This is a genomic window from Aquihabitans sp. McL0605, from assembly GCF_049993875.1.
Taxonomy (GTDB): Bacteria; Actinomycetota; Acidimicrobiia; order Acidimicrobiales; family Iamiaceae; genus Aquihabitans.
On sequence record NZ_CP188252.1, the window covers coordinates 3,070,828 to 3,088,691 of the forward strand.

Genomic DNA, 17,864 nt, shown 5'->3' on the forward strand with positions numbered 1-17,864 from the left:
CCGGTAAGGTCCGGGCATGGGTGATGGGGGCGACCGTCCGGCGCTGACGGAGACGGATCTGCTGCGGTGGGCGGAGGCGCTGGCGGGCATCGCCCGCACCGGGCTGGGGTTCACCGAGAGCCTGTACGAGCGGGAGCGGTTCGAGGAGGTGCTGGCCGTCGCGGCCGACATCCGCCACCACACCAGCCTCGGCGTCGACCACGAGACCCAGATCGACGAGTGGCTCAAGGGCGTCGGCAAGGGCGTGCCCGGCTACGTCACGCCCAAGGTCGCCATCGGCGCGGTGGTGGGCAACGACGCCGGCGAGATCCTGCTGATCCAGCGGTCCGACTCTGGCATCTGGCTGTACCCCACCGGCTGGGCCGACGTGGGCTACTCGCCGGCCGAGGTGGCGGTGAAGGAGGTGGCCGAGGAGACCGGCATCCACTGCGAGGTGGTGGGCCTTATCGCCGTCCTCGATGGCCTGCGCCTCGGCCTCACGCACGTCCCGCTGTACTCGCTGGTGTTCCACTGCCGGGCCGTCGGCGGCGAGCTGAAGGCCCATCCCTTGGAGACCACCGGCGTCGGCTGGTTCGCCCAGGACGCGCTCCCCGCCCCGCTCGCCGGCTACCAGCAGTGGGGCGAGATGGCCTTCGCCGCCATCCGGAACGCGCCCAACCCCGTCTTCTTCGACGAGCCCCGAGACCCGCCCTGGCAGGGGTGACCGGGGTCAGTCGCCTCTGAGGAAGCGCTCGACCTCTTCGACCAAGGCGTCGGGGTCGGCCTCCTCGAGCGGGGCGAGGTCTTCGTGGTGGGCGGAGGGGTGCCCCTCGGGGTGCGTCTCGCCCGAGCCGCCCGATCCGCCGAACTCGGCGTCCCGCTCCTCGTCGTCGGCGGCTTCCTCGAGGCCGGCCACGTAGGCGGCGGTGTCCTCGTCGGCCTCGACGAGCTCGTCGATCTGGCGCTCGTAGGCGGCGGTGGCGATCTGGAGGTCGGTGACCGGGAGGCGCAGGCCGAGCAGCGTGCAGGCCCGCTCGACCAGGGCCAAGGTGGCCTTCGGCGATGGCGCTCCCGACACGTAGGTGGGGACCGCAGCCCACAGCGACGCCGACGGGATGCCCCGCTCCTGGCAGGCGGCGTGGAGCACGCCGACGATGCCGGTGGGGCCCTCGTAGGTGGAGTGGGTGAGGTCGAGCTGCTCGATCAGGTCGGCGTCGTCGGCGGTGCCCGACACGGCGGTGGGACGGGTGTGGGGCACGTCGGACAGCAGGGCGCCGAGGGTGAGGACCATCGAGCAGCCGAGCGCATCGGCGGCCTCGGTGACCGCCTTGCTGTAGGTGCGCCACTTCAGGTGCGGCTCGTGGCCCACCATGATGATCAGGTCGGCGGGCGCATCGGTGGCGGCCGACCACAGCTCGGTGTCGGGCCAGGTGATGCGGCGCTTGCCGTCGTCGAGCATCTCGACGATCGGCCGGGTGGTGGTGAAGTCGAAGAACTCCTCCGCATCGATGGTGGCCACCAGCTCGGCGCCGTAGCGGTCGGCCAGCCAGCGGGCGGCTCCCGACGCGGCGTCGCCCGCATCGTTCCACCCTTCGAAGGCGGCGATGAGGACGGGTTGGCGGAGCTTCGGGCGGTGGTGCCAGCGGAGGGAACTCACGCCAACACGCTACCGAGGAAGCCCGCGACTGACCCCAGCCGCGCGCCGCGGAAGGGGACGTCGCTGGTCAGCGCCGGGTCCTGGGGGGACAGCCGGAACCCGGCGCTCGACCAGTGGGTCGTCAGGCGACCCGTACTTCGGCGGCCGGCAACAGGGGATGGCCGGCGCCGGAGCGGTTGACCCGCTGGACCACCAAGGCGGCCTGCAGGTTGCGGACGTGGGCGGTCTCGAGCTCGGCTCGAGCGTTGGCCGCGGCACCAGCGGTGCCGAGACCACGGAGCAAGGGGGGCAGCCAGTTCATGGCGCTGACGGTACGAGTCTGGTGTTGCGTCCAGTCGTCGCTCGGATACACAGACGGTGACCATCCGCTGACATCTAGCTGTCCCGCGAGACGAGCGACCGCTCGGGTTTCGGGCTGGCCCTAGGGTCGTCGCCGATGCCTGTCACCGTTGCCATCGCCGATGAGGTCACCGACGAGCTGGTCGAAGCGTTCGTCCGGCTCACGCCGCAGCTCTCGTCCTCGTCGCCGCCGCCGAACCGGGACCAGCTCGAGGAGATCGTGTCCTCGCCGGCCACCTACCTGCTGATCGCCCGGGGCGACGACGGCTCGATCGCCGGGTCGCTCACCCTGGTCCTGTTCCGCATCCCCACCGGGCTGCGGGCCTGGATCGAGGACGTGGTGGTCGACGGCGACGCCCGCGGCCAGGGCGTCGGCGAGGCGCTCAACCGCTACGCGATCGACGTCGCGGCCGAGCACGGCGCCCGCTCCGTCGACCTCACCTCCCGTCCCAGCCGCGAGGCCGCCAACCGCCTCTACCAGCGCCTCGGCTTCGAGCCGAGGGAGACCAACGTCTACCGCTACACCGGCGACGCCTGAGCCTCGCGGCCAGCGACCGTGCTGGACCTCGATGGCGCTTGGACGCTCACGAGCGCTCGGCGAGGGGCGGGCCTAGGGTCGCGAGGCGGTCGGTGGATCGCCGACCGGGAGAAGGGAGGCCGTCATGGCCGAGCATCCCAACGTCGCCGTGGTCCGCCACGCCTACGAGTCGTTCACCAAGGGCGACCTCGAGGGCGCACTGGCCGACCTGGCCGATGACTGCGTGTTCCACTTCGGTGGCGAAGGCCCGAACAGCGGGGACCACAAGGGCCGCGACGCCATCACCGCGGCGCTGGTCCACAACTTCGAGCTCACCGCCGGCACCCAGGCCCTCGACATCAAGGGCATCTACGCTGACGACGAGCACGCGGCCGTGGTCATGCGCGAGACGGCGACCCGCCCCGACGGCGCGTCGATCGCGGTGGACGAGGTGCACATCCTCCGTCTCCGTGACGGCAAGGTCCTCGACCTGTGGGACCTCCCGGAGGACCCCCAAGCCCACGACGACTTCTTCGACGGCAAGTAGCCGACACCCGGGGCGGTCGGTGGCCCGGAGGGCCGCGTCACCCCAAGCAAGCGGCGACCAGCGTGGGTAGCGTCGTGTTGTGGCTTCGCAAGCGGAGAAGGCCGAGCGGTTCCTCGCCCTGCACGAGGGGCCGTCCCCACTGCTGATGCCGAACCCGTGGGACCTCGGCTCGACCAAGGTGCTGGCGGCGCTGGGCTTCGAGGCGCTGGCCACCACGAGCAGCGGCTTCGCGGCGACGCTCGGCCGGCTCGACGGAGCGGTCGACCGCGACGAGGCCATCGCCCACGCTGCGGCCGTGGTCGCGGCCGTCGACCTCCCCGTCTCCGCCGACCTCGAGAACTGCTTCGCCGACCAGCCCGAGGGGGTGGCCGAGACGATCGAGCTCGCCGTCGGCGCGGGCCTGGCCGGGTGCTCGGTCGAGGACTGGGACGGAGCCGCGATCTACGACGTCGAGCTGGCGGCGGATCGGGTCGCGGCCGCAGCCGAGGCCGCCCACCGCGGACCGGTGCACCTGGTGCTCACGGGCCGGGCCGAGAACCACATCCGGGGCCGGGACGACCTGGCCGACACCATCGCCCGGCTGCAGCGCTACCAGGAGGCGGGAGCCGACGTGCTCTTCGCCCCCGGCGTGACCGAGCCCGACGCCCTGCGCAGCCTGCTGGCCGAGGTGGACCGGCCGGTCAACGTCGTCGCCCGCCCCGGATGCCCGCCGGTGGCCGAGCTGGCCGCCCTCGGCGTCCGGCGGATCTCCGTCGGCGGCTGGTTCGCCCTGGCCGCGCTCGGGGCGGTGGTGGAAGCCGCCACCGAGCTCCGCGACCACGGGACCTACGGCTACTTGGACGGAGCGAAGACCGGGGCAACCGTCTTCCGCTCCACCTTCGACGAGGGGTAGCGGAGCGAACCCGACCGCGGTGTGGTCAACACTCTACGTAGCGAATTCCTTGACATGGCCGCGCTCCGTGATGTCTACTGACATTTGTCCAGAGATGGACGGACACCTTCACCACCATGAGAGCAATGATCCCTCCGATTTGGTCGCGGGTTCTTCGGAGGGGGAGCGAAGGGCGAAACCGGCTCATGGGCCACCACCCCCTTGGAAGGCCCTGCCATGTGCTCGCCTCGCCGTCTCGGTGCCACCGTGCCCGCCGGAACCGTCCTCGTCTTCAGGAGCCGTGGTTACCGGCGGACTTGAACCCCATCCGACGCACGGCGCCTCCCCCGGGCGCAGTGTGAGGTCCCTCGCGCCGTCGTGCACCTGAGGCCCGTACCCCCGCTGTTGCGGGACTGGAGGGGGCGCACGTGCGTAGCGAACGTTCCCCCGCCAGCGAGCGTGGTGCAAGCCTGATCGAGGTCCTGATCACGGTGACCCTCATGGGTGGGCTCGTCGTGGGCGTCCTCGGAGCCATGGGCGCAGCGGTGCGCTCGTCCGATTACCACCGCAGGCGGTCTGCGGTGGAGCGGGTGCTCGTGAGCGCCGCCGAGCGGGTCAAGGAGACGCCGAAGGTGACCTGCGCGTCGCCCACCAGCGCGTCGTACCTGGCGGCCGCCCGCCAGGCCGCCAGCGCCGCGGGGTGGAGCGGTTCGACCGTGCAGATCACGGCCATCACCTACTGGGACGGCACGACCTACGGGACCACCTGCTACGACAACGCGACCAACGATCTCCCGCTCCAGCGGATCACCATCGTGGTGGACCACCCGGGCGGCGGCCTCCATCAGCAGCTGGAGTTCGTCAAGGGCGAGCTGGACGGATGAGCACCCGCGACCGCGCCCTGGTCTCCGGAGGTGAGCGGGGCACCACGCTGATCGAGGTCCTGCTCTACGTGGTCATGAGCGGCCTGATCGTCGGGGCGATCGCCGGCGCCCTCACCGTCGGCTTCCGCACGACCGGCGCCACCACGGAGCGGCTGGCCGCTTCCCATGCTTCGGAGATCGTCGCCAACTCGTTCCCCCGTGACGTCGCCAGCGCCGCGCCGGCCGGCATCACGGCCACCCCCGCCGCGACGGGCTGCGCCGGCAGCGACGAGGGCGCCAACGTGGTCCGGCTCCCGGTCTCGGCGGGACCCGGCGACGACCAGCGGGTGGTGGCCTACCGGTTCGACAGCGCCCAGGGAGATCTCCTCCGGTCCTCCTGCACCGTCGGTGCGCCGGCCACGACCGATTCCATCGCCGAGGGCGTCGCCGCAGCATCCGCCACCGTCGAGACCGACACCGACGGCACCACGACGGTCACCCTCGCCGTGACCCTGCGGGCACCTGCCGGGCAGCGCTTCGAGGTCACCGGGCACAGCCGGACGCCGACCGAACCGGCGGCCCTTCCGGATCCGGCGGTCCCGACCACGGCCCCGCCGCTGCCCTGCAAGGTCGACAGCTCCAGCGCCACCCCCAGCCCGGTGGCCATCGCCTCGGGCACGACGCTCGCCGCCGACGTGTCGGTCTCCGTGTCGGTCTCGGGGTCGTGCGTCGCGCCGCTGACCGTGTCGTTGACCCCGGGCTCGGGCTCGGCGGTGACGGTCCCGCTGATCCCCTTCGGCACGACCTACGCGGCGAGCCTCGGCAAGGCCGGCTACGCGTGGACGTCGGGCACCAAGACCCTCACGATCGGGCAGGCCGTCCCGGCGACCGTGCTCAACCCGACGCTGGGCCTGACGGTCTCGCCTCCGTGCACCGTGGCGGCGGCGACGCTGACGCCCAACCCCGCGGCGATGGGCGCGGGGAGCGCCTTGGCGGCCGATGTGGGTGTGTCGCTGACCACCACCGGCCTGTGCGCCACGCCGCTGTCGCTGGCGTTCACGCCGGGAGCCGCCGCACCGGTGACCGTCGCCCTGACCGCCTCAGGCAGCGCGTACACCGCGTCGCTCGGCCGGTCGGCCTACGCATGGACGGCCGGCACCAAGGCGATCACCGTGGTGCAGACGGGCACCGTCGCGGTGCAGCAACCGACCATCGGGCTGACCGTGAGCCCGTTCGTACCGTGCACGATCACCTCGGTGGTGGCCTCGCCCAACCCGGTCGGCCGAGCCCCGAACGGCCGGCTGATCGCACCGGTGGCCGTGACCGTGGCCACCAGCGGGACGTGCAGTGGACTGCAGATCAAGTACGCGCCGCAGGGCACGGACACCACCGCCGCGCTGACCTCGAGCGGCTCGACCTGGACGGCCACCATCGCCACCGGCCCGAAGTGGGACCCGGGCTCGCACACCATCACGATCCTCGGCGCCAGCTCGGCCGGGTCCGCGTCCCTGGTGGTCACGTGAGCGCGCCCCGCAGCCGGCGCCCGGCCCGGGAGGGCGAGCAGGGCACGGTGCTGCTCCTGGTGCTGGTGTTCATGATCGTGTTCGGCGTGCTGATCGCCGGTGTGCTCGACCTGGTGACGGTGAACCTCAAGACGACCGTCATCGTGCGCAGCCGGACCGAGCGGACCTACGCGGCGGACGCCGGCATCGAGCAGGCCATCGCTCGCCTCCGGATCGACCCCACCGCCTGCACGACCGAGAGCCCGTCGGCGCTGGCCCCGGCGATCGTGAACCGACGCACGGCGACGGTGTCGTGCCAGGTCGCCCCGGGCGGCGACCTGCCGCTCGGTGCCTCCGGCTGGGCCGCGATCATCACCGGCGACCTCCTCCAGCAGGCCGGGGGCACTGCTGGCCTGAACGGCCCGTTGTACGTGCAGGGCGCCATCTCCGGGAGCTTCAAGAACACCGAGGGGTCCGTGTACCAGCACGGCGCCACCTGTCCCGGCTCGATGACCAAGCCCTCCGGGCTGACCGTCACGCCGTCGCCGCCCTACTCGTGGCAGTGCACCACCGCTCCGCCTCCCGACCCGCCTCATGTCCTGCCCCCGGTCCCCGCGGCCCCGAAGGCGGCCGACACCTACGGGAGCTGCCGGGTCTTCTATCCCGGGACCTACACCGCCGCCCCGGACCTGCTCGGCGAGAACTACTTCGTCAGCGGCGTCTACTACTTCCAGAACATCGGGAGCTGGCAGGTGCCCGTCGGCCGGACCGTCACCGGCGGCTCGAACCCCTCGGATGTGTCGCCGCTGACCACCCCGTGCCGGGCGAACGCAGACGCCATGCCGGGCGGCGGCGGGACGGGGTTCGGTGTCGAATGGATCTTCGGTGGGAGCTCGAACCTGTCGTTCAAGAACAACGACGAGTTCGAGCTGCACTCGCGGGTTCCGGGACCGGCAGAGACCGGCGTGACCCCCCGGGTCTCCTTCGTCGGCGTGCCGGCCACGGCCGGTGGGTACCTCAGGTCCACGCCGCCGGACACCGTGTTCGACACGAGCGGCGGCAGCCCTGCCGTCGCCATCCACGGGCTGTTCTACGCGCCGAACGCCGACGCCGACCTGGACGGGCCCAACGGCCTGAGCGTCTTCCGGGGCGGTGCGGTGATCCACGATGCTCACCTCAAGCTGAGCGGGACCTCTGACGGCAGCGTCCCGATCTTCACCGTCGGGACCTCGGCGACGGACAAGCGCTACGTGGTGATCACCGCGACCGCCACCAGTCCCGGAGAGGGAGACGTCACCGCCCGCGCGTTGGTCGAGCTCCGCAAGCCCGGCAGCACCCAGCTCGTCATCGTCCGCTCGTGGCGGACCCAGTAGCCGCTTCTCTCGACCAGTGGTGGTGCCGGCCCGCAGGGCGCGGCGGCCTCGGCCGAGGTGCTCGCGATGAGTGGAGGATTCGCAGGCAGTCTGAGCGGGTAGAGGGGTTCGAGAGAGGAGCCGGTCGTGACCAAGGTGATCGCTGACATCACGATGTCGCTCGATGGGTACGTGACCGGGCCGGGAGCCGACGTGGAGCACGGCCTCGGCGACGCCGAGGAGCTCCACGAGTGGGTCTTCTCCCAGGATCGGGTGGACACCGAGATCCTCGAGGGGGCGACGGCGGTGAGCGGGGCGGTCGTGATGGGCCGACGGCTCTTCGACACGGTCGACGGCCCCCACGGCTGGAACGAGACGATGGGCTACGGCGCCGACCAGGTCGGGACGCCGCCGTTCGTCGTCGTCACCCACTCGCCCCCGAGCGAGGTGCGGCTCGAGCGCGACCTCGGCATGCGGTTCACCTTTGCGGCCGGGGTATCCGAGGCGATCGAGCAGGCGCGCCTGGTCGCCGGCGAGGGCCACGTGGTGATCATGGGTGGGGGCGACGTCATCGCCCAGGCGCTCGACGGCGATCTCGTCGACGAGCTGCGCCTGCACATCGCTCCGATGCTGCTGGGCGGTGGGACCCCGCTGTTCGGGCGGGGCACCCGCCGGCGCTACCGGCAGGCCGAGGTCCGCCCATCGACCAACGCCATCCACGTCACGTACGAACGGGTCACGGATCCCGACGCGGCGCGCTAGCGCGCCGCTTCGGAGGTGCCGGTCGGTCAGGTGCCGGCCAGGCGGGCCACGACGGGCGCCATGGCCTCCATGGCGTCGCGCTGGACGACGATGTACGAGGCGTCGTACCGCTCGCGGTTGGCCTCGATCGAGGCGCAGATCTCGTCCACGGTGCCGACGAGCGCGTGCGGGAACTCGAGGAGGTCGTCGGGCGAGATCCCGAACAGGGGGGCGAAGTCCTTGGCCACCTGCTGGCGGTCATCGGTGACGATGCACGCGTAGTTGAGGAGGTTGATCTCGATCTCGTCGTAGCGCTCGCCGGCCGCGTCGCGGACCCACTGGAGCTTCTGGTCGGTGACGGCTGCCAGGCCCGAGCGCGCCGCCTCGGCATCGACGGCGCCGTTGGGGATGGTGGGGTTGATGCCGACGATGTCGGCGTGGCGGCCGGCGAGGGTCAGCATGCGCTTGAGGCCGCCACCGATGAGGATCGGCGGGCCGGGCTGCTGGATGGGCTTGGGCCGGCCGTCCATGGCGGTCACCTGGTAGTGCACCCCCTCGAACGTGACCGGGTTGGGGCTCAGCAGCCCGGTGATCACGGCCAGGCCCTCCTCGAAGCGGTCGACCCGCACCGACGGCTTGTCGTAGGGGATGCCCGACTGCTCGTAGTCGCTGGTCATCCAGCCGGCGCCGAGACCGATCTCGAGCCGTCCGCCCGACAGCACGTCGATCGTGGCCAGCTCCTTGGCCAGCACCACCGGGTGCTTGTAGTCGTTGTCGAACACCAGGGCGCCGACGCGAAGCGTGGTGGTGGCGGCGGCTGCGGCTGCGAGCGCGGGGACCGGCGCCAGCTGGTCGCCGAAGTGGTCGGGGAGGAACATGGTGGCGTAGCCCAGGTCCTCGGCCTTCTGGGCGAGGGCGGCCCACTCCTCGCCCGATGAAGCGGTGGAGGTCTGCACCCCGAAGCGGAAGCGGCGATCGTGGCTCATCGTGTGGGTTTCCTTTGGCAGCGGCGGCCGCGGTGCCGCCGCGGCCCGAGGTTGCGGACTGTACCGCCGCCCCGCTGGCGAAATCGGTGGTGCCGGGATGCGGCGGCGCGGCGAGCCTGGACCGGTGGGCGCCGACGGGATCTTCGACGAGCGGGTGGCGCCCACCTACGACGCCGACCACGCCGTGCGGTTCGCGCCCGAGGAGCTCGAGCCCACGGTGGCCTTCCTCGCCGGGCTGGCCGCGGGTCGGCGGGTGCTGGAGCTGGCCATCGGCACCGGGCGGGTGGCCCTGCCGCTGCGCGAGCGCGGCCTCGACGTGGCCGGCATCGAGCTGTCCCGGGCGATGGTGGCCGAGCTTCGGGCCAAGCCCGGCGGGGAGGCCATCCCCGTGGCGGTCGGCGACATGGCCACCACCCGGGCCGACGGCTCGTTCGGGCTCGTCCTCCTGGTGTTCAACGCGATCGGCAACCTGCTCACCCAGGAGGAGCAGGTGGCCTGCTTCGCCAACGCCGCGGCCCACCTCGATCCGGGCGGCCACTTCGTCGTCGAGGTCGGCGTGCCGCGCCTGCGCCGGTTGCCCGTGGGCGAGACCCTCGTGCCGTTCGACGTGTCCGACGGCCACGTGGGCATCGACGAGTACGACGTCGTCGAGCAGCGCCTCGTCTCCCACCACTACCGGATCGGCGACGGTCGGGCCGAGGTGTTCCGGTCACTCCACCGCTACGTGTGGCCGTCGGAGCTGGACCTCATGGCCACCATGGCCGGGCTGGTGCGCCAGGAGCGGTGGAGCGACTGGCACCGCTCGCCGTTCACCGCCGAGAGCACGCAGCACGTCTCCGTCTGGCAGAAGCCGACCGCCTAGGGGGCCTCGTCGGGATCGACCAGGCCGGTCCACGACCAGTGGGGGAGCCGGAGGTGGTCGGGCACGTCGTCGGCCGAGTGGTGGTACCGGGCCATCGTGGAGGTGGTGGCCCAGGCGAAGTAGTCGTGGAGCACCCGGCGGAGCTCCTCATCCTGGTCGAGACCGGTGTCGGCGACGGCCACGTCGAAGCACGCGATCGCCCGGCGGTCCATGTCGTCGTGGGGTCCGTTGCCGCTGTGCATCCGCACCACCGTGCTCTCGTCGCCGTACCGGTCCGAGTAGGTGGCGGGGCCGCCGAGGGCCTCGGCCCAGTAGGCCGCGAGGCGCGCGGTGTGGTCCGGGTGGAACCCGTGGCTGAACGCGTGGGCCACCACCTCGTCGGCCAGGACCCGCTCGTGCCAGGCGTGGGCCAGGGCGGTCACCCCGTCCGTGCCGCCACAGGCGTCGAACACCGTCTCCTGGCGCATCGGATGGACCCTACCGCCGGTCAGCTCGCCGCTTCGGCGCCTTCGTCGGCGCGGACGACGGTGGTGCCGGGGAGGTCGCCGGCCTCGCGCCAGCGCTCCAGGTGGGCGGCGTAGTTCATGAGGTTGCCGGGGTGCACCACGTTGCGGGCCGCCGCCATGGTCCGGGCGCCCTCGCTGTTGTGGAAGCTCGGCGTGCAGGAGGCGGAGTAGCGGCCGAAGCCCTTGCCCGCCTCCCACAGGAGGGCGAGCCACTCGTCTTCGGCCTCGACCGTGGCCTCGATCGACACGATGTCCTCCTCGACCGAGGTGGCCACGATGGCGGTGAGGTGGGTGGTCAGCTCGGCCAGGTAGTGGTGGAAGTTCAGGCCGAACCCGGCCTGGATGAAGTGGCACACCAGCAGGTTCGGGAAGCCGTTGGTCAGCACGCCGTGCAGCGTGTGGGCGCCGTCCTCCCAGCGCTCGCTGAGCTTCACGCCGCCGCGGCCGACCGGGTCGAAGCCCAGGCGGCTCACGAGGCCGGTGGTGACCTCGAAGCCCGAGGCGTACACGAGCAGGTCGAGCGGGTACTCCACACCGTCGACCACCGGGCCGGCGGCGGTCACCCGGCGCACGCCCAGGCCGTTGGTGTCGACCAGGTGGACGTTGGGCAGGTTGAAGGCCTGGAGGTACTCGTCGTGGTAGCAGAGGCGCTTGCAGTGCTTGCCGTACCAGGGCTTCAGCTTCTCGGCGGTCTCCGGGTCGTCGATGACCTCGTCGATCCGGTCCCGGAGCCCCTGCATCACCTCGAAGTCGAGGCGCTCCAGCTCGGTCTGCTCCTCGGGGGTGGCGGCGGCCTGCTGCGTGTCGTCCCACAGGAGGCGGGTGGCGCCGTCGCCCACCAGGTTCACCGCGGGCTTGTCGCCGGTGACGGCCTGGGTGAAGTTGAGCATCCGCTCGCGCTGCCAGCCATCCGGCTGCGACGCCACCCAGTCGGGGTCGATGGGCGCGTTGGCGCGCACGCCGACGGGCGAAGGCGTGCGCTGGAAGACGTAGACCTCCTTGGCGCTCTTGGCGAGCTGCGGCACCACCTGGATCGCGGTGGCGCCGGTGCCGATGATGCCGACGCGCTTGTCGGCGAGGTGGTCCATGGGCTCGGTGGGGCTGCCGCCGGTGTAGCCGTAGTCCCAGCGGGCGGTGTGGAAGGCGCGGCCCTCGAAGTCGGTGATGCCCTCGATGGCGGGGAGCTTGGCCTTGTGCAGGATGCCGCCGGCCGTGATGAGGAACTGCGTGGACAGCTGATCGCCGCGGGAGGTGGTGACCGTCCAGCGCGCGGCGTCGTCGTCCCACACGGTGGTGTCGATCTCGGTCTGGAACAGCGCGTGCGGGTACAGGTCGTAGGTGCGGCCGATGCGCTGGCAGTGCTCGAAGATCTCCTGCGCCGGGGCGTAGCGCATGGACGGCGTGTAGCCGGTCTCCTCCAGGAGCGGCAGGTAGATCAGCGACTCCACGTCGCACATGCACCCCGGGTAGCGGTTCCAGTACCAGGTGCCGCCGAAGTCGCCGGCCTTGTCGATGATGCGGAAGTCGGTGACGCCGCGCTCGATGAGGCCCTTGGCGGTGAGCATCCCGGCGAACCCGCCGCCGACGATGACCACGGTGGTCGACTCGGTGAGCGGGTCCCGGGTGAAGCCGGGCTCGACCCACGGATCGTGGTCGAAGGCCTCGTCGACCTCGTCGAGCTGGGAGTACTGGGCCTGGCCGTCGGAGCGCAGGCGCTTCTCGCGCTCGGCCTTGTAGCGCTCCCGCGCTGCTTCGATCTGCTCGTGCTCAGACATCAGGCCTAGGTCCGTTTCTGCAACGTGTTCTCGTTTTCCCCACGAGTCTTGCTGCCCGCCGCCCGTTCGAGCACATTCTCCCTGACGGGCCGTCAGATCCTGGGGGGAGCGGCCCGCCAGGGGTGGTCGTAGGGTCCCCTCCGATCCACGACGGTACGGAGGGCGAGATGGACGCCGACATCGATGGGGTGCTCGCGGGTGCCGTCGCCGATGGGGCGGCTCCCGGCGTGGTCGCCGCCGCCTGGTCCGACCGGGGCGCGTACCTCGGCGCCGCCGGCGAGGCCGTTGCCGGAGCGCCGATGGCGACCGACTCGGTGGTGCGGATCTTCTCGATGAGCAAGGCGGTGACGGCGTCCGCGGTCATGCAGCTCGTGGAGCAGGGCCGCGTCACGCTCGACGAGCCGGCCGGCGAGCTGGTGCCCTACCTGGCCGAGGTCCAGGTCATCGACGGGTTCGACGGCGACGGCGTCGCCCGCTTGCGTCCGCCGACCCGCCCGGTGACGCTGCGCAACCTCCTCACGCACACGTCGGGGTTCGGGTACGACTTCGCCGACGCCGTGCTCGCGCAGCACCTGCCCACCATCGAGCCGGCGCCCGGCAACTCGCAAGGCAGCTACGAGCACCCGCTCACCGCCGACCCGGGGACCCGCTGGTCCTACGGCATCGGCGTCGACTGGGCCGGCCGGGTGGTCGAGACCGTGTCGGGGCAGGACCTCGGGGCGTACTTCCAGGAGCACGTCCTCGGCCCGCTCGGCATGGTCGACACGTCGTTCCAGCCGTCGGCCGCGGTCCACGCCCGGCTGGCCGCGCTCACCCTGAGCATGCCCGACGGCCTCATCGCCCTGCCGAACGAGGCGCTGACCGACGGCACCCCCTACGAGATGGCGTCGGGCGGCGGCGGGCTGTACTCAACGGTCTCCGACTACCTCCGCTTCACCCGGATGATCCTCGAGGGCGGCGCGCTCGACGGGGCGCGCGTCCTGGCCGAGGCCACCGTCGACGAGATGGGCCGCGACCACCTCGGCGAGCTCTCGGCCACCGGCTGGTCGTCGACCAACCCCACGTTCACCGCCGACGTCGAGCTCCTCCCCGGCCAGCGGGCCGCCTGGGGCCTGAGCTTCCTGATCAACACCGAGGCCACGGCCGAGGGCCGGTCGCCCGGCAGCCTGGCGTGGGCCGGCGCCGCGAACTCCTACTACTGGATCGACCGCACCCGCCGGGTCACGGGCGTCTTCGCCACCCAGGTCCTGCCGTTCCACGATCCCAAGGTGCTGGCGGCCAACGCCGCGTTCGAGCGCGCCGTCTACGCCGCGCTCGGCTGATCGGACTCGGTAGAACAGGGCCATGAGCGATCGCGTGCCTCCCGCCGACATCGAGGTCACCGAGGGCCGCGCCGCCGAGGTGGGCGAGTTCCAGGTGCAGCGGGTGCTCCCGTACCGGGCCCGCCGCACGGTGGGCGCGTGGTGCTTCGTCGACCAGATGGGCCCGGGCCCGGTCACGGCCGAGCACGGCCTCGACATCGCCCCGCACCCCCACATCGGCCTCCAGACCGTCACCTGGCTGCTGCACGGCGAGGTCCTGCACCGCGACAGCCTCGGCTCCGAGCAGGTGATCCGGCCCGGCCAGCTCAACCTGATGACCGCGGGCGCCGGCGTCTCCCACTCCGAAGAGACCCGCGGCGTCTACGACGGCACCCTCCACGGGGTGCAGCTCTGGGTGGCGCTGCCCGATGCCACGCGGTTCGGTGCCCCGGCGTTCGAGCACCACTTCGAGCTGCCCCGCGTCGAGCTCGACAACGGGGCGGCCACCGTCCTGGTGGGGGAGCTGGCCGGCACCACGTCGCCGGCGCGCCGCGACACCGATCACTTCGGGGCCGACCTCGCCCTGCAGGTCGGCACCTCCACCGTGCCGCTGGCGCCCACCCACGAGCACGCCGTCGCCGTCCTCGACGGAGCGGTGGCGGTCGACGGCACGCTGCTCGAGCCCGGGCGCCTCGGCTACCTCGGGGTCGGCCGCCGCGAGCTGGCGCTCACCGCCGACGCGCCCGCCCGCGTCCTGCTGCTCGGCGGCACGCCGTTCCCCGACCAGCTCGTCATGTGGTGGAACTACGTCGCCCGCACCCGCGACGAGGTCACCGAGGCCCACCACAGCTGGGTGGGCGACGACGGCCGGTTCGGCACGGTCCGCTCACCGCTCGACCGCATCGTCATCGGCGACCCGCCCTGGGCCGGCTGACCGCGCCGCAGGACCGGGCGGGGTCAGCCGATCCGGGCGTGGGCGTGGAGGTCGTGCCAGCCGTCGGCCAGGAGCTGCGCGCTGCGACGGGTGCCCTCGGCCGCGAACCCGGCCCGCTCGGCCACGCGGCACGACGCCGGGTTCTGGGTCGAGTGGTTGAGCTCGAGGCGGTGGAGGCCGAGCTCGGCGAACGCCCACGCGGTGAGCGCCAGCGTCGCCCGGGTCGCCGTGCCCGTCCCGCGCGCTGACGGCAGCAACCAGTAGGAGATCTCGCCCGCGCCGGCCGCCAGCTCGGGCCGCAGGGCGATGCGCCCGACCGGGCGGTCCGGTCCCGGGGCGGCGACGATGGCCCAGTGCGCCTGCACCTCGGTCCTCCAGCCGGTCTCGGTGGCGGCGATCCAACCCTCGGCTTCTTCCACGCTGTCCAGCCGGCGGAAGTGCCAGTGCTGGATGTCCGGGACCTCGAACGCCTCGAGCACCACGTCGGCGTCGTCGGGTGCCCACGGCCGCAGCCGGATCCCGTCGCCCACGATCACCGGCTGCGGAGACGCAGCCATCTGCCCGGGAGGCACCACCGGCGGGATCAGCATCGGCACGGCGAGAGCCTCGCGGAGTCCGGCCCGGACGGCCACCGAGTTCGGCGGGGCGCGTGACGCGGCTGGTCAGGAAATGATTTACAACGAAAGAACACACTCGTCCCGAAATGCAGTAACGTTCATCTGCAACGTGATCGAAACGGGTCACGTGCGCCGAGCCCTCACAGGGCCCGGTCAACACTTAAGGAAAAGCATGACCACAGGTACCGTGAAGTTCTTCAACGCTGAGAAGGGCTTCGGATTCATCTCTCGGGAGCAGGGCGACGACGTGTTCGTCCACTTCTCCAACATCGCCGGCGACGGCTACAAGTCCCTCGACGAGGGCCAGAAGGTCGAGTTCGACGTGGCCCCCGGCCGCAAGGGCGAAGAGGCCCAGAACGTCCGCGTGATCTGATCTTCAGCACGCGCTGAACGAGAGCCGCCGGCCTTCGGGTCGGCGGCTCTCGTCGTTTTCAGCTCGGACCGGCAGGGTCAGCTGGCCTGGATGAGGCGCACGATGTTGCCGCCCTCGGAGAGCACGTAGGGCTCGCCCTGCTGGTCCTCGCCGAACGAGATCGGGCTCTCGATGTCGATCCCCAGGTCGTACTCGTGGTCGAGCTTGTCGTCGGAGCCCACGGTGATGGCCCGGAGCCGTCCGGCGCAGTAGTCGGCGAACAGGTAGGCGCCATCGAGCTGGGGGATGGCCTTGCCGTGGTAGACGAACCCGCCGGTGATCGAGCAGTTGCCGCCGTCGTGGGTGTACTCGAACACGGGCGGGATGGCGTCGGCGGGGCGCCGGCCGGGACCGTCGAGGTACGGCTGCTTGCCCTCGTATCCGCTCCAGCCGAGGTTGGCGCCATCGATCTTGCCGGCGGGGAGGTGGTCGATCTCCTCGACGTGGTTCTGGCCGACATCGCCGATCCACAGGCTGCCGTCGGTGTCGAACCACCAGCGCCACGGGTTGCGGACGCCCGACACCACGATCTCGCTCTTGGCGCTGGCGGGGTCGATCCGGAGGATCTTGCCCAGCGGCGTCGACGGGTTCTGCGCCCGGTTCTCCGGGTCGTCGGAGGACCCGCCGTCGCCGAGGCCGAGCCACAGCTTCCCGTCGGGGCCGAAGGCGATGTTGCCGCCGTTGTGGTTGGGATACGGCTGGTCGACCGCGAACAGGGTCTTGGCCGTGGACGCATCCGCCTCGTTGCCGTCCATGGCGTACGAGACCACCCGCGAGTTCCCCTGGGAGTTGGTGAAGCTGACGTACATCGTCTTGCCGTCGGGCGAGAAGGTCAGGCCGAGCAGGCCGCGCTCGGACTCCGTGGTGGTCTGGTCGGAGATGTCGAGGGCGTAGTCGGCGGCCGGGGTGAGGGTGTTGCCCTCGTCGGAGATGGCCATGCGCCGCACGCGGCCGGCGCGCTCGGCCACCCACAGGTGGCCGCCGTCGCCGGGCCGGGAGGTCAGCACCGTGGGGGTGTGGACCGACGCGGCCACCACCGAATCGATCTCGGGCGCGCCGGCAGTGGTGCCGGTGGTGCTCTCGGTCCCCGCCGGGGCGGTGGTGGAGCTCTCGGCACCGACCTGGGTCACCGACGGGGTGGTCTGGCCGGCATCGCCGCCGTCGCTGCCGCACCCGGCGAGCAGCCCGACGCAGACCGCCGCGGCGAGCAGGGGCGCGGCGAGTGAGGTCCGCATCCGGGCCGTCACCCCTCGAGCCTCCGGATGAGGCCTTCCTGCACCACCGAGACGGCGAGATCGCCGGCCTGCGTGAAGAAGAACCCGCGGGCGAGGCCGCGGCCGTCGGACGCGGACGGGGTGTCCTGGTCGTACAGGAGCCACTCGTCGGCGCGGAACGGACGGTGGAACCACATGGCGTGATCGAGGCTCGCCATCTGGACCCGCTGGTTCATGAACGTGCCGCCGTGGGGCAGCAGCGTGGTGTCGAGCAGGGTCATGTCGGACAGGTAGGCCAGCACGCAGTCGTGCAGCACCGGCTGGTCGGGGAGCACCCCGTTGGCGCGGACCCAGACCTTGTGGCGCGGCGGCAGCGGGTCGGCGCGGTCGGGCGGGGCCCAGTCGACGTAGCGGGTGTCGATCGGCCGCGGCCGGGTGTACCAGTCGCCGAGGCGGTCCTTGTAGGGCGCCCACCGGGTGGCGAAGTCCTCGAGGTCGTCGGGATCGGGGAGCCCGGCGGGCATCTCGAACTGGTGCTCGAAGCCGCCCTCGGGCCGGTGGAACGACGCCGACAGGTTGAAGATGGGTCGGCCGTGCTGGATGGCCACGACGCGGCGGGTGGTGAAGCTGCGGCCGTCGCGCTGGCGATCGACCTCGTACAGGATCGGCACCCGGGGATCGCCCGGTCGGAGGAAGTAGGCGTGCAGCGAGTGCACGGACCGGTCCTCGTCGACGGTGCGGGCGGCCGCGACGAGCGCCTGGCCCGCCACCTGCCCACCGAAGACGCGCTGCTGGTCGATCTCCGGGCTGAGGCCGCGGAACAGGTTGAGCTCGATGTCCTCCAGGTCCAGGAGCGCTACCAGCTGGTCGACCGCCGCTTGTTCCATCG

20 protein-coding genes are annotated in these 17,864 nt (G+C 71.9%); 12 read left to right on the plus strand and 8 right to left on the minus strand.

Going from position 1 to position 17,864, the window contains the following annotated elements:
- Positions 1–16 precede the first annotated feature (16 nt).
- A complete protein-coding gene (locus tag ACPPVX_RS14170; RefSeq protein ID WP_426571211.1) occupies positions 17–703 on the plus strand; it encodes an NUDIX hydrolase N-terminal domain-containing protein in 687 nt (228 codons plus the stop codon).
- A 6-nt stretch (positions 704–709) separates the two neighbouring features.
- Here ACPPVX_RS14170 and ACPPVX_RS14175 read toward each other — a convergent pair whose 3' ends face one another.
- Both ACPPVX_RS14175 and ACPPVX_RS14180 read right to left on the minus strand, forming a co-directional pair.
- On the minus strand, positions 710–1,636 hold the full coding sequence (locus ACPPVX_RS14175; protein ID WP_426571212.1) for a PAC2 family protein: 927 nt from the start codon (positions 1,634–1,636) through the stop codon (positions 710–712).
- A 121-nt stretch (positions 1,637–1,757) separates the two neighbouring features.
- On the minus strand, positions 1,758–1,937 hold the full coding sequence (locus ACPPVX_RS14180) for a hypothetical protein (RefSeq protein WP_426571213.1): 180 nt from the start codon (positions 1,935–1,937) through the stop codon (positions 1,758–1,760).
- Positions 1,938–2,072: 135 nt separating this feature from the next.
- Here ACPPVX_RS14180 and ACPPVX_RS14185 point away from each other — a divergent pair, with 135 nt between their 5' ends.
- From ACPPVX_RS14185 to ACPPVX_RS14215, 7 genes are all read left to right on the plus strand, one after another.
- On the plus strand, positions 2,073–2,513 hold the full coding sequence (locus ACPPVX_RS14185) for a GNAT family N-acetyltransferase (protein WP_426571214.1): 441 nt from the start codon (positions 2,073–2,075) through the stop codon (positions 2,511–2,513).
- A 124-nt stretch (positions 2,514–2,637) separates the two neighbouring features.
- Entirely contained in the window at positions 2,638–3,039 is a 402-nt protein-coding gene (locus tag ACPPVX_RS14190) for a nuclear transport factor 2 family protein (protein ID WP_426571215.1), read from the plus strand.
- Between the two features lie 79 nt (positions 3,040–3,118).
- On the plus strand, positions 3,119–3,931 hold the full coding sequence (locus ACPPVX_RS14195) for an isocitrate lyase/PEP mutase family protein (RefSeq protein ID WP_426571216.1): 813 nt from the start codon (positions 3,119–3,121) through the stop codon (positions 3,929–3,931).
- A 479-nt stretch (positions 3,932–4,410) separates the two neighbouring features.
- Positions 4,411–4,794: a hypothetical protein gene (locus tag ACPPVX_RS14200; protein ID WP_426571217.1), complete on the plus strand. Its 384-nt coding sequence runs from the start codon at positions 4,411–4,413 to the stop codon at positions 4,792–4,794.
- Complete coding sequence (locus ACPPVX_RS14205) at positions 4,791–6,296, plus strand: hypothetical protein (protein WP_426571218.1); 1,506 nt, start codon at positions 4,791–4,793, stop codon at positions 6,294–6,296. The genes ACPPVX_RS14200 and ACPPVX_RS14205 overlap by 4 nt, the downstream gene beginning before the upstream one ends.
- A complete protein-coding gene (locus ACPPVX_RS14210; RefSeq protein ID WP_426571219.1) occupies positions 6,293–7,648 on the plus strand; it encodes a hypothetical protein in 1,356 nt (451 codons plus the stop codon). The genes ACPPVX_RS14205 and ACPPVX_RS14210 overlap by 4 nt, the downstream gene beginning before the upstream one ends.
- A 126-nt stretch (positions 7,649–7,774) precedes the next feature.
- Entirely contained in the window at positions 7,775–8,389 is a 615-nt protein-coding gene (locus ACPPVX_RS14215) for a dihydrofolate reductase family protein (protein ID WP_426571220.1), read from the plus strand.
- A 26-nt stretch (positions 8,390–8,415) separates the two neighbouring features.
- Here ACPPVX_RS14215 and ACPPVX_RS14220 read toward each other — a convergent pair whose 3' ends face one another.
- Positions 8,416–9,354: a TIGR03621 family F420-dependent LLM class oxidoreductase gene (locus ACPPVX_RS14220; protein WP_426571221.1), complete on the minus strand. Its 939-nt coding sequence runs from the start codon at positions 9,352–9,354 to the stop codon at positions 8,416–8,418.
- Positions 9,355–9,478: 124 nt separating this feature from the next.
- On the opposite strand from ACPPVX_RS14220, the gene ACPPVX_RS14225 reads away from it, so the two are divergent.
- The gene (locus ACPPVX_RS14225) at positions 9,479–10,216 is read left to right on the plus strand and encodes a class I SAM-dependent DNA methyltransferase (RefSeq protein ID WP_426571222.1); all 738 of its coding nucleotides are present in this window, start codon (positions 9,479–9,481) and stop codon (positions 10,214–10,216) included.
- On the opposite strand, the gene ACPPVX_RS14230 is transcribed toward ACPPVX_RS14225, so the two are convergent.
- Both ACPPVX_RS14230 and ACPPVX_RS14235 read right to left on the minus strand, forming a co-directional pair.
- On the minus strand, positions 10,213–10,683 hold the full coding sequence (locus ACPPVX_RS14230; protein ID WP_426571223.1) for a group II truncated hemoglobin: 471 nt from the start codon (positions 10,681–10,683) through the stop codon (positions 10,213–10,215). The genes ACPPVX_RS14225 and ACPPVX_RS14230 overlap by 4 nt on opposite strands.
- Positions 10,684–10,703: 20 nt before the next feature.
- Positions 10,704–12,497: a flavin-containing monooxygenase gene (locus ACPPVX_RS14235; protein WP_426571224.1), complete on the minus strand. Its 1,794-nt coding sequence runs from the start codon at positions 12,495–12,497 to the stop codon at positions 10,704–10,706.
- A gap of 167 nt (positions 12,498–12,664) precedes the next feature.
- On the opposite strand from ACPPVX_RS14235, the gene ACPPVX_RS14240 reads away from it, so the two are divergent.
- A complete protein-coding gene (locus ACPPVX_RS14240) occupies positions 12,665–13,819 on the plus strand; it encodes a serine hydrolase domain-containing protein (RefSeq protein ID WP_426571225.1) in 1,155 nt (384 codons plus the stop codon).
- Positions 13,820–13,841: 22 nt separating this feature from the next.
- Entirely contained in the window at positions 13,842–14,732 is an 891-nt protein-coding gene (locus ACPPVX_RS14245; protein ID WP_426571226.1) for a pirin family protein, read from the plus strand.
- A gap of 23 nt (positions 14,733–14,755) precedes the next feature.
- Here ACPPVX_RS14245 and ACPPVX_RS14250 read toward each other — a convergent pair whose 3' ends face one another.
- Positions 14,756–15,322: a GNAT family N-acetyltransferase gene (locus ACPPVX_RS14250; protein WP_426575040.1), complete on the minus strand. Its 567-nt coding sequence runs from the start codon at positions 15,320–15,322 to the stop codon at positions 14,756–14,758.
- A 199-nt stretch (positions 15,323–15,521) separates the two neighbouring features.
- Here ACPPVX_RS14250 and ACPPVX_RS14255 point away from each other — a divergent pair, with 199 nt between their 5' ends.
- Positions 15,522–15,722 carry a cold-shock protein gene (locus ACPPVX_RS14255; RefSeq protein ID WP_421121161.1) on the plus strand — a complete coding sequence of 67 codons (201 nt, stop codon included), beginning with the start codon at positions 15,522–15,524 and terminating at the stop codon, positions 15,720–15,722.
- A gap of 77 nt (positions 15,723–15,799) precedes the next feature.
- On the opposite strand, the gene ACPPVX_RS14260 is transcribed toward ACPPVX_RS14255, so the two are convergent.
- Both ACPPVX_RS14260 and ACPPVX_RS14265 read right to left on the minus strand, forming a co-directional pair.
- Positions 15,800–16,996 (minus strand): PQQ-dependent sugar dehydrogenase, encoded by a 1,197-nt coding sequence (locus tag ACPPVX_RS14260; RefSeq protein WP_426571227.1) that lies wholly within the window; start codon positions 16,994–16,996, stop codon positions 15,800–15,802.
- Between the two features lie 8 nt (positions 16,997–17,004).
- Positions 17,005–17,862, minus strand: coding sequence for an acyl-CoA thioesterase (locus tag ACPPVX_RS14265; RefSeq protein ID WP_426571228.1), 858 nt, complete (start codon positions 17,860–17,862; stop codon positions 17,005–17,007).
- Between the last annotated feature and the right edge of the window lie 2 nt (positions 17,863–17,864).